Origin of the sequence: Nonomuraea mesophila (assembly GCF_004352805.1) — a bacterium.
Classification (GTDB): domain Bacteria; phylum Actinomycetota; class Actinomycetes; order Streptosporangiales; family Streptosporangiaceae; genus Nonomuraea; species Nonomuraea longispora.
Genome location: NZ_SMLD01000014.1, coordinates 60,002 through 72,998, shown reverse-complemented (window position 1 = coordinate 72,998; position 12,997 = coordinate 60,002). Strand labels below are relative to the sequence as shown.

Genomic DNA, 12,997 nt, shown 5'->3' with positions numbered 1-12,997 from the left:
TTTGGCGTTGCCGGCTGTTCGGATATAGCCCGTCCGGAAGTGCCCGGCCACGGCGTGACGAGCGCGGCGGCTCAGCCGAGGGCGATGCGGTCGCCCGCATGGTCGAGGAGCCGCTCGGCCGTGGTGAAGCGGCGCTCGCTCCCGTCGTTCAGCAGCACGCCCACCACCTGCTCACCACTGCGCTCACCCGCGAACAGCAGGCAGTAGCCCGCGGCCCTCGTGTAGCCGGTCTTGACCCCCAGCACACCGTCCGCGCGCGTGAGCAGCTTGTTGGTGTTGGTCCAGGTGTGCGCCCGGTGCACCTTCGTCTTGGCCACCCTGTGCACCGTGCGCCTGACCACGGTCGCGAACGTGTCGTCCATCAGCGCCCGCTGGGCCAGCTTCGCCTGGTCGGCGGCCGTCGAGTAGCCGCCGTTGCGCGGGGTGGGCATGCCGTCGGCGTTGGTGTAGCGGGTGTCGTCGAGGTCGAGGGAGCGGGCGGTGCGGTTCATCTTGGCGACGAAGGCGGTCTTGCCGGGGCCGTACTTCCGCGCCAGCGCGTTGGCCGCGTCGGCCCCTGAGGGCAGCATGAGCGCGTACAGCAGGTCCCTGACCGTGAGACGCTCGCCCTTGCGCAGGCCCGCCGTCGCGGCGCCGTTGCGGGCGGCGTACGACACGTCCGCCGCGGAGATCCTCACCGTGTCGCCGAGCCGGGCCTCGCGCAGCACGACGTACGCCGTCATGACCTTGACGAGGCTCGCGACCGGCATCCGGCGCGTCTGGCGCTTGCCGACGTGCACGTTACCCGCCGAGTCGACGACGTACGCCGCCTTGGCCGCCACGGCGGGCGCGTCCGCCGCCACGGCGGGGGTGGCGACCCCGACCAGCACAGTGACCACGACAGAACCCATGAAACCGGCTATACGCATGGCAATCATGGTGTCAGCAGATCAACGGTTCGTTTGCCTGACACGACCATAGGTATGGATCAGGCACGGGTAAATCGTTGATAGATCCGATATTGCGGGGGGCGGCGGCCATGGCAGGCAGGTTCATCATCAGCAAGGACGAACGGGGTGCTTTCCGCTTCGCGCTCGTGGCGAACAACGGGCAGACGCTCGCGGTCGGCGAGGGTTTCCCGACGAAGATGGCCTGCGTGAACGGCATCGAGACCGTACGCAGGAACGCCCCCGAGGCCGTCGTCGACGACCAGAGCGGGCAGGAGCCCCCGGTGCGGGCCCGTTAGGACACGAGGGCCTCGTCCTCGGAGTCCCGGCGGCGGCGACGGCGGCGGCGCACCACGAACGCGGCCACGGCGGCGACCGCCAGCACGGCCACGGCGGCGGCGGTGAGGGGAGACGCGGCGGCCAGCTGCAGCCACCCCCACACGATCGCCGTGCCGCCGAACCACCACAGCGGCGCCCACGTCAGGCAGCCCAGCGCGCTCGCGACGACGTACCAGGGGTAGGACACGCGCAGCGCTCCGGCCACCCACGGCAGCGTGTGGCGCAGCATGGGCACCCAGAAACACCCGTAGACGGCCAGCGCGCCCCACTTCTCGACGACCTGCTCGATCTTGGCGATGCGCTCGCGGCCCAGCCTGACGCCGATGCGCGAGTCGTACAGCTTCTCGCCGAGCTTGCGGCCGACCCAGTAGTAGACCTGGAACGCTCCGAACAGGGCGAGTATCAGGATGGCGCCGACCAGCCAGTAGGGGAGGCCGAGCCAGAACGGCTCGGCGAAGCCGTCGGAGACGGGGGCGATCGCACGTACCATCCGCAGCCACCCCTCCCAAAGCCTTAGGTCAGCCTTACCTTAATCAAAGCTCCGCCCACCTGCCATAGCGGGTGCAAGTCTCCCGCAACGGGTGCAACCAGGCGACAAGCGGGACTCAACCGCCCTGCCTCACTCTATGGGCGAGGCGAATGGGGTGTTGACGATGACGACGAGAAGCGCAGCCGCCCTGGCCAGCGGCACGGCGAACACGGCCAAGCTCTTCGTGGCCGCGCTCGCGTTCACCAGCGCCTACGTCGGCTTCTCCGCCTACCACAGCGCCGGCTCGGCCACCGAGCCGGTGACGACCATCACCCTGTCGGCCCGCGAGACGCCCATCTCCACCCCGGCCCGGCCGGCGTCCCCCGCCGCGAGGGAGGGGGAGATCTCCGTCAGCGCCGTGCCGGACGGCGGCGCCGGATGCGCCGGCGCGTACGTGGCCCGCAGCGTGGTCGTCAACCCCGACCCCGACCAGGCCGTGACGTACGCCTGGCGGCTCACCCGCTGGAGCCCCGTCAGCCGGACCTGGCGCACCTACCTGGTGGACCACGACGGCTCCGCCGCCGCCCGGCGCACCGTCGAGTGGCGGCCCCGGATCTCGGGCAACCCCGGATCGTACCGCGTCGAGCTGGCCGTCGAGAGCGCCGCCACCGTCAGGAGCGAACGCATCGAGGTCAGCTGTTGACCGACTGCCGCGCCGCCTGCACCCAGCGCGGCACGCCGACCCGCTCCGCCACCTCAAGGGCCTTGTGGTAGTGGTCACGCGCGGCGTCGGGCTGCCCGAGACGGATGGCGAGGTCGCCCAGCGTCAGCGCGACCGGCCACAACGCCACCACGCCGGTGCCGGCGCCCGCCACCCGGTCGGCGAAGGGCTTGAGCTTGTCGTAGCAGTCGATCATCCGCTCGCGGTCGTCCAGCAGCATGCCCGCCAGCGCCCGCCAGGTCATCACCAGCTCGTAGAGGAAGTCGGGACGGACGGGCGGCCGGGTGGCGGCCACGGCCCTGGCCTCGTCGAGCCGGCCCGCGGAGGCCAGGGCGAGGGCGTAGGCGTCGAGCGTCCACTTGGCGCCACGCAGGTGGGCCTCGGCGAGCCGGTCGACCATGCCGGCGGCCCTGCCGTCGACGAGGTGCAGGCAGAACGTCGTGATCAGCGGGAGGTCCTGGCGGCCCTCCAGCATGCCGGCCCGCTCGGTCATCCTCGCCGCGTCGCCGTAGGCGCGTTCGGCGCCCGCGTAGTCGCCGGCGATCATCAGGCGCTGGCCGGCGTACCAGACGACGACCGCCGCGGGCGCCGACAGGTCGTACTGCTTGGCCAGGCGGTCGGCGGCGGCGGCGTGCTCGTCGGCGGTCGTGAACTCGCCCCTCGCCGCCGCGCACTCCAGCAGCACCAGATGGGCCAGTGCCTGCGTGGCCATCTGGCCGGAGCGCTGGGCGACCTCCAGCAACTCCCTGCCGATGCTCTCGCGGGTGTCGACCGCGGGGATGTCGTAGGACTGGCGCAGCCGCCCGCTGAGCGCGGCCGCGATCAGCGCGGGGTCGCCGCTCTGCCTGGCCAGCTCCAGCGCCTCCAGCGACGCCTGCCGGCCCCGCTCGGGCGAGGAGGAGCCCTCCAGCTCCAGGGCGAGCGTGGTCAGCAGGCTCGCCCGCAGCCGCTGCTCGCCCTCGGGCAGCTCCATGAGCGCCCGCTCGGTGACGTCGACGATCTCCCACGCGGTGCGGGTGAAGTCGCGGGCCATGCCCTTGTGCGGCACGGCCAGCGAGGCCGCCACCTTCGCGGTGATCTCGAGGTCGCCCAGCGGCAGCGCGGTGTCCATGGCCTGGCGGCGCAGCACCCTGGCCGCCGACATGTCGCCGCACAGCGCCAGCGCCCTGATCTGGCGCAGCATGAGCGCCAGCCGCTCCTTGGTGCGCTCGCGCGCCCGCTCGCCGTCCTGGTCGTCGTTGCGCGAACGGTCGAACGCGGCGATGGCCTGCTCCCACAGCGTGGCGGCCTCGCGGTGGGCGAAGCGCCGCTCGGCCTGCTCGGCCGCCAGCCCCGCGTAGTGGACGGCCTTCTCGGCCGCGTCGGCGAGGGAGTAGTGGTGGGCGAGCGCGGCCACGTCGGACGGCGTGCGCTCCTCGATGACCGCCGCCACGGCGGCGTGCAGCCGGGTGCGGCGCAGCCGGGAGGCGTCGGAGTAGATCGTGTCGCGCACCAGGTCGTGGTCGAACCTGAGCAGCCCAGGCCCCGGCTCGGTCACCAGGCCGGCCAGCAGCGCGGCCTCCACGGCCTCGATGACGGCGTCCTCGTCGCCCGCCACGGCGATGAGCACGTCGAGATCGACGTCACGGCCGATCACGGCGGCCTGCAGCAGGATCTGCTGCGCCCCGGACGGCAGCCGCGAGATGCGCCGCCGCAGCACGTCGCGCACGCCGGAGGGCACCTGCGAGAGCACCTCGGTGGCGCTGGCCCGGTCGGCCGCGCCCTCGGAGTCGAGCAGGCGCACGGTCTCGCGGACGAAGAACGGGTTGCCGCCGGTGCGCTCGACGATCGACTCGACCGCGTCGTCGTCGATCTCGCGTACGCAGGTGGCCTTGACCAGCTCGGCCACGGCCTTCGGGTCGAGCCCCGACAGGCCCACGCGGACCGGGCTGAGCCGGGCGAGGGCGGCCAGCACGTCGGACTGGCGGTCGTCGAGCTCGCTCTCCCTGCAGGTCACCACGAGCAGCACCCGGCTGGTGGCCAGCAGGCTGGGCAGCGCCCGCAGCAGGGCCAGCGTCTGGTCGTCGGCCCAGTGGAGGTCTTCGAGCGTCAGCAGCACGGGCGACCTGCGCGCGACCCCCGCGAGGTAGCCGCCGACCGCGCGGTGCAGCCGGAAACCGCCGGACACCTCGTCCTCGTCGGGGTCGGGGGCGGCGTCGTCGAGCAGCGGCGCGAGCAGCTGGGCGTATTCGCCCGCGCCCGTCACGCCGATGAGCGTGCGCAGGATCTCGACCCACGCCCAGCCGGGCGGGGTGGCGCTGGAGTCGGGGCAGGCCCCGGACGCGGTGGTCCAGCCGTCGCCGGCCAGCCGGGTCTCCACCTGGCGCAGCAGCGTGGTCTTGCCCGCGCCGGCGACCCCGGTGACGATCGCGACCTGGAACCTGCCGGTGCGGGAGGCCGCCGTGGTCAGCCGGGTCAGCTCGGCGTCGCGGCCGACGAACGGCTCGGGCTCCAGCGGCGGCGGGTCGACGGGCGTGGCCGGCCTCGGCGGCCAGGTGTCGGTGACCGGCGCCGGCCGGGCGGGCCGCGCCGGGGTGGCCAGCTCGAGCTCGGGCGACTGGGCCAGGATGTCGGACTCCAGCTTGCGCAGCGCCGGACCCGGGTCGATGCCGAGCTCGTCGGCCAGGATGTTGCGCGCCCTGCGCAGCGCGGCCAGCGCGTCGCCCTGCCGGCCGCAGCGGTAGAGGCCGAGCGCCAGCAGCCGCCAGCCCTCCTCGCGCAGCGGATGCTCGGTGGTCAGCGCCTCGAGGTCGGGCACGGTCTCGGCGTGCATGCCGAGCCGCAGGCCGGTGTCGGCGTGCCGCTCGCGCGCCACGAGGCGCAGCTCGGTCAGCCGGTTGACCTCGGCCTCCGCCCACGGCTGGTCGGCGAAGTCGGAGTAGGGGGTGCCGCGCCACAGGCCCAGCGCCTTCTCCAGGCGGCCGCGGGCGGCCTGCGGGTCGCCCTCGTCGAGGTGCTCGCCCGCCGCGCGTACGAGCTGCTCGAACCTGAGCGCGTCGACCTGGTCGGAGGCCACGCGCAGTGCGTAGCCCGACGCGACCGTCACCAGCAGCCGGTTGGGCCCGCCGCGCGGGCGGCCCGGCTCCAGCACCCTGCGCAGGCGTGAGATGTAGACCTGCAGGCCCGACTGCGCGCCCTTCGCCGCGTCGTCGTCCCACAGATCGTAAAGAAGCGTGTCAACGGGCACGACCTGGCCTCTGGCCACGAGGAGCCGGGCGAGGACGGCCCGCTGCCGCAACCCGCCGAGGTCGAGTTCGTCGTTGTGTTCGTACGCCTCGACTGGCCCCAGAACTCGGAACGCCACCATGTCAGCCGCCACGCTATGCGGGCCTGCGAATCATGCACAAGGTCTTTACCGGCTTTGGGATTGTCACCGATTTCCCCCTGCGGCGGCTCGCGCATGGAAACCGCGTCCCCCCGGTGCGGTCGGTCGTTGCAGGGTGCCAGGACATGGTGTTCACCTCATGGTCGTGGTGCAGTGACCCGGAGCGCGTGCCGACGGCGGCCGGGCGCGGTGTGCGGCGCGTCCCAGGTCGCGGAACATCGTCGGCCCAGCGGGCCGCAGTGGTGGTCAAGAGGGGGCCTTCGAGATCGTGGACGGGGGCTCCGCGTCGGCGTCCCGGCCGTTGCGCCTGCGCAGAAGCGCCCATGCGCCCAGTGCCAGGCCGCCGAACGGGATCTCGATAGTGTAAGTCCAGAAGCCGAAAAGCAGTGCGGTCGCGATCGCGGGGGTGCCCTGCACCCCGAAGGCGATCAGCAGGGCGGCCACGCCGCTCTCCATGATCCCCGCGCCGCTCGGCGTGATCACGGCGCTGGTCAGGACCCTCGACAGCGCGAAGACGGCGATCGACTCGGCCAGGCCCGGCCAGGCGCCGGTGGCCTGCATGCAGGCGGCCATGATCGCCCACTGGAAGCCGAGGAAGAAGATCATGCCGAGTGACAGGCCGGGCCAGCGGGTCCTGACGACTCCTGCGGTGTCGGCGCGCAGCCGGTGGAAGGCCGCGGAGGCGTGCAGCTTCAGCCTCAGCAGCCTGGTGAGGCCGTCGAGCGCCCGGCCGAGCAGCGTGGCGGCGCGCTCCCAGTAGAGGGCAGCGGCCACGACCGCGCACAGCACGAGGATGGAGATCGCGCCCGTCCAGCCCGCCTTGGCGACGGTCGCGTTGGGCACCTCGTCGGCCATCAGCAGCGCGATGATGCCGACGGCCGGCAGGACGAATCTGAACAACGTGTTCCAGATGCCGCTGACCAGCGTCATGACCACGAAGGCGCGGTTGGTGAAGCCCCATCCCTTGGTCATCGCGAACGACAGCGCCACGCCGACCGCCCCGCCGAAGGGCAGGAGGTTGCTCACCGCGCTGCCCGCCGCGTTGAGGGTGAGGCCCTGCAGGTTGTTCAGCCCCGGCAGCGAGTTGGTCAGCACGAACGTGTAGGCCAGCAGGCTCAGCAGCCACAGCACGGCCATGATCGCGATCTCGCCCGCGCCGAGCGCGCCGAACACGGCCCCGATCTCGGCCCAGGAGACGGGCTTGCCGGTGAGCGTGCGCACGATCTGGGGCAGGTAGACCACGAGCAGCACGGCCAGCCCGAGCGACAGGACGGACAGGGTGATCTGGAGCCACTTGTTCTTCATCGGATACCTCCGAGGAGACCTCCGTCTTCAGGTGGGGGAGGAACCGGTCTCCTGCGGAGCCCCCCGGGTGTGCGGGTGGGAACTAGGTCGCCTACTGGTCGAAGGGATGAGTGAGGCGGGCGCCCGGAGGAAGGTCACGGCGAACGTACCACTCCGTGCCGAAGACCAGGCGATAGAGAGGGCGGGGGACCTTCAGCATGACGGCGAGGGTGCGGTCGCTGTCGCCGCCGCTGGCCTGCGAGGCGTGCGCGGCCATGGACGCCCTCTTCTGCTTCGCATATTTCCGGACATTGACGCGGTGAGTGATCGTCTCACTCGCCGAGTACGCGCTCTCGAACGTCCGTACGTCGAACTCCGGCGGAAACCGGTAGAACCGGCTGGCCAGCCGCAGGAGCCGGACCAGCGGATCGCGGTTGACCGTCGCCTCCAGGACGATCGGCGTCCGCGCGATCTCCGACGCCCGTCTGCCCACCCGGTGCACCTGCACGTGGTCGGGATGGCCGTAGCCGCCCGCCGGGTCGTAGATCGCCAGCAGGTCGGCCTCCTCCTCATGAAGGATCGCGGCCAGCGCCTTGGCGGCCTTCTCGGTGTCGGCGTCGATGAAGGCGTTGTCGGGCCGTTCGTCGGCGCTGCCGCCCTTGGGGCTCAGCCCCGAGTCGCCGTAGCCCAGGCACTCCACGCGGGCGCAGCCGAGCAGCGCGGCCGAGGTGTAGAGCTCCTTGAGCCTGGTCTCGCCGAGCGCGTCGCCGGGCTCCATCTCGGCCAGGCCGCGCTCGCCCGCCGTGGCCACCACGAGCACCACGCGGTGCCCCTCGGCGGCGAGCATCGCCATGGTGCCCGCCGTCAGCAGGGCCTCGTCATCGGGGTGCGCATGAAAGAACACAGCGGTACGTGGAGGCACACGCCCAGATTAGTCTGGGAGGGGTGCGGATCTTTCACGTGAGCGACTGTTACCTGCCCCGGCTCGGGGGGATAGAGGTCCAGGTCGCCGATCTCGTACGAGAGCAGCGGGAGGCCGGTCACGACGTCAGCGTGGCCACGGCGACCAGGGGAGAGCCGCTGCCGGGCGTGCGCAGGATCGTCGCCAGGATGCCGTTCGACCTTCCCGTGCACCCGTTCGGAGTGGGACATCTCACGCGCCGGCTCACCTCCGACCGGCCCGACGTCGTCCACGTGCACGCGGGCGCGGTCTCGCCGTTCGCCTGGATGGGGGTACGGGCCGCGGTGCGCGCCGGGGTGCCGTGCGTGGTGACCGTGCACAGCATGTGGGATCCGCTCACCAAGGGGCTCTACCGGCTGCTGGGGCTCGTGTTCGGCTGGCAACGGTGGCGGCTGGTCGCGACCACGGTGAGCAGCGCCGCCGCGGTCCCCATCCGCGACGTGGCGGGGCCCGGCATCCCTGTGCGCGTGGTGCCCAACGGGCTCGACCTGTCGGGCTGGGCGCCGCCGCCGGCGCCGCCCGCCCCGCGTGACGAGGTGCACGTCGTGGCGGTCGGCCGGCTCGCTCCGCGCAAACATCCCGTACGCCTGCTGAAGCTGCTGCAGGCGGCCCGCGCGCGCGTCCCCTCCCGGATCCCCGTGCGGGCCACGATCGTCGGCGACGGGCCCGCACGGGGCCGGATGGAACGTTTCCTCGCCAGGCATGGCATGACCGGCTGGGTCTCGCTGCCGGGGCGGCACACCCGGGAGCAGATCGCCAAGGTCCTGGAGTCGGCCGACGTGTTCGTGGCGCCGGCGCCGCGCGAGTCGTTCGGCATCGCGGCGCTCGAAGCGCGGGCGGCGGGGCTGCCCGTGGTGGCCAGGACGCAGAGCGGGGTCGCCGACTTCGTCAAGGACGGCACGGAGGGGCTGCTCGGGCGCACCCCGGGCGACCTGGCGCGGGCGGTGGCGCGGTTGTGCGCCGACCCCGTCCTGCGCGGGTCCATCGCGGCGCACAACCGTGCCACGCCGCCTGCCGCGGGCTCGTGGCCGGCCGTGATCGAGGGCTTCGACCGGGCGTACGCGCAGGCGATGTCCCTGCGCGGGCCCCGTAGTCCGCGCGGTCAGTCGCGGCGCAACACCACGTAGCCGCCGCGCTCGAACACCTTCTCGTACCCCTGGGCCTCCCGCTCGGCGACCGCGGAGAGCTGCTGCTCGGGCGAGCCGAAGGGGTACTCCCAGCGCGCGGTGTCGGCCACCACCCACGGAGCGCCGTGCGAGGTGGGCCCCCACAGCAGGACGGTGGTCCTGGACGTCAGCGCCGGGCCGGCGGAGTTGGCCGCCTCGACGGTGACCCCCGAGGGCACCCGGGCGACGGCCTCCGCCGCGGCGGCCGCCCTGGGCTCGGTGTAGAAGTCCGGACGGTGGAGCTGGTCGAGGGCGAACCGGGGCACGAGGGTGAGCGCGACCGCGCAGACGCCCGCCGCCCACGCGAGCCGGAGCGAGCGGTCACGGGGGCGCTTGACCAGCCGTGACAGCCGCGACAGGCCGTCCACGCCCGCGCAGAACAGGATCACCACGGTGAAGGCGCTGTAGTGGAAGTCCGCCTGCCACCACTGGGACCGGTCGGCCAGCATGCGCACCAGCACGTGCGGCAGCGCGACCAGCGACAGCGGCGAGAGCAGGCACAGCAGCAGCGTCGGCCACACCATCAGCAGCAGGGTGTCGACCTTGGCCTCCTCGCTGAAGAGGAGCAGCACCGCGCCGAGTGGGTCGCTCAGGATGCCGAGGAGCGCCCCGGGCAGGTCGTCCCCGAGATGCCCGTAGGCCCAGTAGTCCTTGGCGTCGCCGCCGAACACGGAGATCGTCAGGCCGCGTACGAGCAGCACGGTGCCGAGGCCGAGCAGCGCGGTGAGCACGCCGCGCCACCGGTCGCCGAGGGCGATCAGGCACGCCCCCGCGCCGATCACCATGAGCCCCATGTCCTCCTTGACGAGGAGGAGCGCGGCCATCGCCAGGAACGCGGGCAGCATGCGCCCCGCGTGGTAACGCTCGATCATGATCGCCGTCAGCACGGGGACGAACATGACCTCGTGCACGTCGAAGGCGACCGCCTGCGCGACGGGCCACGACAGCGCGTACGCCACGCAGACCAGGTAGGCGGGCCAGGTGCCGAGCACGCGCCGGGTGAACAGCCAGACGAACGGGATCGCGGCGGCGAACAACACCGCCTGCGCGACGATCAGCGTCCCGGGGCCGTCGTGGAGCCAGTAGAACGGCGCCAGCACCGCGTAGAGCGGCGTGAAGTGGTCGGCGAGCTGGACGTATTCCATGCCCCGGTCGCCGAACATGCCGCGCACCGGGATGTACGGGAGCCGCAGGCCCGCGTAGTTGCGCACCGCCTGGTCCACGATCACCAGGTCGAAGGTGCTGGCCCTGAAGGTGGCCAGCTTGACCAGCCCGAGTACGGCGTAGGCCACCGCGGCGGCGAGCGTGACGGCGCCCACCAGCACGCGGTGGCCCGGCAGCCGGCTCTTCCATGACGGTGCCCGCGCGCTGCCGGCCCCCACCGGCGTCGCAAGCAGTTGTCCCGTCACGGAAGGCAAGACTAGAACGAATCCGCCCGAACGGGGCACGGCCGCCGCGCCCTCCAGCCCCCCACGGGCGGAGCGGCGGCCGTGCGCCCGGCTAGGAGCAGGCGGCCGTGATCTTGCTGGTGAAGCCGTTCACCTTGCCGCTGAACTCGGAGACCGAGCTCAGGTCGCCGCCCTTCATCGAGTCGAACCCGGCCGCCAGGTCGTTCAGCGCGGAGGCGACCTCGCCGTCGTACTTGCCCGCGAGCTCCTTCGTCTTGTCGGCCGCCGTCTGCGAGGCGGTGCCGATGGCGTCGGTGTCGGAGGCGTTCTTCGTGACGGCGGTGCTCCACTCGCTGGCGATCTTGCTGGCCTCGCTGGCCGCGGTGTTGCAGTCAACGGCGTTGCCCAGGGCACCACAGGCGGTGGTGAGGACGGCAAGAGTGAGCGTCGCGGCCGCGACGGCCAGTCGACGACGTGGGGGAGTCATTTCCGTGCCCTTCGTAGGTTTGCTTACGAAGGGAACATTATGGAGCACGCCTTGACCGTCACTTGCACCCCACTAACACCACGCGCGTCAGAGCGGCGTAAAGCCGTGCAGCAGGACCTGCACGATCTGCTCCGGCTCGGGTAGGGGAAGATCCAGGAGCCCCCGGTAAGCGACGAAACCGGCAAACATATCCGTAAGCATCCAAAGGTCCGCATTCGGCGGCAGTTCTCCGCGTTCGATCGCGCGCTCGTACACGATCCACGAGCGCTCCATCCGGGTGCGCATCCCGGTGCGGATGATCTCGGCGACCGCCGGATCCCGGCCGGCCTCGCCGAAGACCTGCTTGGTGATGCGCGACACGTCGGGATGGTGGAAGAGGGCGAGGGTGTCGGAGACCACCACGCGCAGATCGCCCTCGAACGAGCCTGTGTCGGGGATGGCGACGTGCGTGTTCATGATGCCGGCGAGGGCTTCGAGCAGCATGTCGCGTTTGGTGGCGTAACGGCGGAACACGCTGGCCCGGCCCACGCCCGCCGCCGTCGCGACGTCGTCCATGGTGAAGTCCAGGCCGCGCGCGAGCACGAGCCCGGTCACGGCCTGCCTGATGCGGTGATCGACCGTGGGATCGGGCTTGCGTCCGCGCGCAGACATAATGATACTCCTAGTATCTGATATTTACGGTCTCACAATCAGGGGTTGCTATGAGGGTAATCGTGGTCGGAGCGGGCGTCGCGGGGCTCGCCGTGACACGCGGCCTGCTCAACGCCGGTCACGAGGTCGAGATCTACGAGGAGGCCCCCGAACTGCGCACGGCCGGCGGCTCCGTCTCCCTGTGGCCGGCCGCCACGGCCATACTCCAGGAGCTCAAGGTCGACTACTCCACGACCGGGCGGCGTCTGGAGACCATGGAGACCTGGGCCGTCGACGGGCGCAGGCTGGTCACGATCGACCTGACCGCGGCCGAGCGCCGTTACGGCCACCCGAGCGTGCACGTGGCCCGCCGCGACCTGGTCGAACTGCTCACCGACGGCATGCCGGTGACCTACGGGGTGGCCGCCGAGCACGTGGCGCCCGAGCGGGCGGAGGTGCGCCTGTCCGACGGGCGCACGGTCCGCGGCGACGTGCTCGTGGGGGCCGACGGGCGGCGCTCGGCGGTGCGCGAGGCCCTGTGGGGAGACGACCGCGCGACGCTCGGCGGCTGGGTGACCTGGCAGGGGTTCACCACCCGGCCCACCACCCTCACCGAGCAGCGCAGGGCCGTGATGATCGCCGGGGCGCGGGGGTTGTGCGGGCTGATCCCGGCGGGCGAGGGCCGGCTGCTGTGGTGGTTCGACGTCAGGTCGGCGCCGGGCAAGCCGTTCTGGGACGACGACCCCCACGTGGTCGAGCGGCTGCGCGAACGGTTCCGCGGATGGGCGGACCCGGTGCCGGACATCCTGGAGACGATCACGGACATCGACTTCTTCCCGCACCACCGGCAGCCGTTCTCCGCGGTCTGGGGCCGGGGGCCGACCACCCTGGCCGGCGACGCGGCCCACACCATGCCGCCCACCATGGCCCAGGGGGCCAATCAGGCGCTGGAGGACGCCTGGTCGCTGGCCGGGGCGATCGACGGGCTGCGCTCCGCGTCCGGCCGCGCGGAACCGGCCGGCGCGTTGCGCGCGTACGAGCGGGCGAGGGCGAAGGTCGTGCGCCTGCCCGCCCGGCTGGCCGCCACGGAGATCACCGACATGCACGGCCCGTTCGCGGGGTTTTTCTCCGACCGGCTCGCGACCTGGCTGTATGTCAAGTGGTTGCGGAGAGTCAGCACTTACCTCTTGACAGCGTCCTGAGCGCGACCTGACGATGTTGCATATAGGGCAACTCGGTGCGTAATACGCAACAAGAGGTGA

Annotated in this window: 12 protein-coding genes; 4 read left to right on the top strand and 8 right to left on the bottom strand. The window is 72.1% G+C overall.

What is annotated here, in order from left to right:
- Positions 1-71: 71 nt before the first annotated feature.
- Positions 72-890, bottom strand: coding sequence for a D-alanyl-D-alanine carboxypeptidase family protein (locus E1295_RS08305; protein WP_132629220.1), 819 nt, complete (start codon positions 888-890; stop codon positions 72-74).
- 128 nt (positions 891-1,018) lie between these two features.
- Here E1295_RS08305 and E1295_RS08300 point away from each other — a divergent pair, with 128 nt between their 5' ends.
- Positions 1,019-1,225: a YegP family protein gene (locus tag E1295_RS08300; protein WP_132629218.1), complete on the top strand. Its 207-nt coding sequence runs from the start codon at positions 1,019-1,021 to the stop codon at positions 1,223-1,225.
- Here E1295_RS08300 and E1295_RS08295 read toward each other — a convergent pair.
- The gene (locus tag E1295_RS08295) at positions 1,222-1,755 is read right to left on the bottom strand and encodes a DedA family protein (protein WP_132629216.1); all 534 of its coding nucleotides are present in this window, start codon (positions 1,753-1,755) and stop codon (positions 1,222-1,224) included. The two genes, E1295_RS08300 and E1295_RS08295, sit on opposite strands and share 4 nt — an antisense overlap.
- A gap of 163 nt (positions 1,756-1,918) precedes the next feature.
- Here E1295_RS08295 and E1295_RS08290 point away from each other — a divergent pair, with 163 nt between their 5' ends.
- Positions 1,919-2,437 (top strand): hypothetical protein, encoded by a 519-nt coding sequence (locus E1295_RS08290; protein WP_132629214.1) that lies wholly within the window; start codon positions 1,919-1,921, stop codon positions 2,435-2,437.
- Here E1295_RS08290 and E1295_RS08285 read toward each other — a convergent pair.
- The 3 genes from E1295_RS08285 to E1295_RS08275 form a co-directional block, all read right to left on the bottom strand.
- Positions 2,427-5,801, bottom strand: coding sequence for an ATP-binding protein (locus tag E1295_RS08285; protein WP_132629212.1), 3,375 nt, complete (start codon positions 5,799-5,801; stop codon positions 2,427-2,429). The genes E1295_RS08290 and E1295_RS08285 overlap by 11 nt on opposite strands.
- A gap of 264 nt (positions 5,802-6,065) precedes the next feature.
- On the bottom strand, positions 6,066-7,124 hold the full coding sequence (locus E1295_RS08280; RefSeq protein WP_132629210.1) for a lysylphosphatidylglycerol synthase domain-containing protein: 1,059 nt from the start codon (positions 7,122-7,124) through the stop codon (positions 6,066-6,068).
- Between the two features lie 91 nt (positions 7,125-7,215).
- Complete coding sequence (locus tag E1295_RS08275) at positions 7,216-8,025, bottom strand: PIG-L family deacetylase (RefSeq protein ID WP_246079911.1); 810 nt, start codon at positions 8,023-8,025, stop codon at positions 7,216-7,218.
- 23 nt (positions 8,026-8,048) lie between these two features.
- On the opposite strand from E1295_RS08275, the gene E1295_RS08270 reads away from it, so the two are divergent.
- A complete protein-coding gene (locus E1295_RS08270) occupies positions 8,049-9,191 on the top strand; it encodes a glycosyltransferase (protein WP_166427141.1) in 1,143 nt (380 codons plus the stop codon).
- On the opposite strand, the gene E1295_RS08265 is transcribed toward E1295_RS08270, so the two are convergent.
- The 3 genes from E1295_RS08265 to E1295_RS08255 form a co-directional block, all read right to left on the bottom strand.
- The gene (locus tag E1295_RS08265; protein WP_246079910.1) at positions 9,167-10,639 is read right to left on the bottom strand and encodes a DUF2079 domain-containing protein; all 1,473 of its coding nucleotides are present in this window, start codon (positions 10,637-10,639) and stop codon (positions 9,167-9,169) included. The two genes, E1295_RS08270 and E1295_RS08265, sit on opposite strands and share 25 nt — an antisense overlap.
- 91 nt (positions 10,640-10,730) lie before the next feature.
- The gene (locus E1295_RS08260) at positions 10,731-11,105 is read right to left on the bottom strand and encodes a hypothetical protein (protein ID WP_132629208.1); all 375 of its coding nucleotides are present in this window, start codon (positions 11,103-11,105) and stop codon (positions 10,731-10,733) included.
- 87 nt (positions 11,106-11,192) lie between these two features.
- Positions 11,193-11,756 carry a TetR/AcrR family transcriptional regulator gene (locus E1295_RS08255; protein ID WP_132629206.1) on the bottom strand — a complete coding sequence of 188 codons (564 nt, stop codon included), beginning with the start codon at positions 11,754-11,756 and terminating at the stop codon, positions 11,193-11,195.
- 50 nt (positions 11,757-11,806) lie between these two features.
- Here E1295_RS08255 and E1295_RS08250 point away from each other — a divergent pair, with 50 nt between their 5' ends.
- Positions 11,807-12,937: an FAD-dependent oxidoreductase gene (locus tag E1295_RS08250; RefSeq protein ID WP_132629204.1), complete on the top strand. Its 1,131-nt coding sequence runs from the start codon at positions 11,807-11,809 to the stop codon at positions 12,935-12,937.
- Positions 12,938-12,997 lie beyond the last annotated feature (60 nt).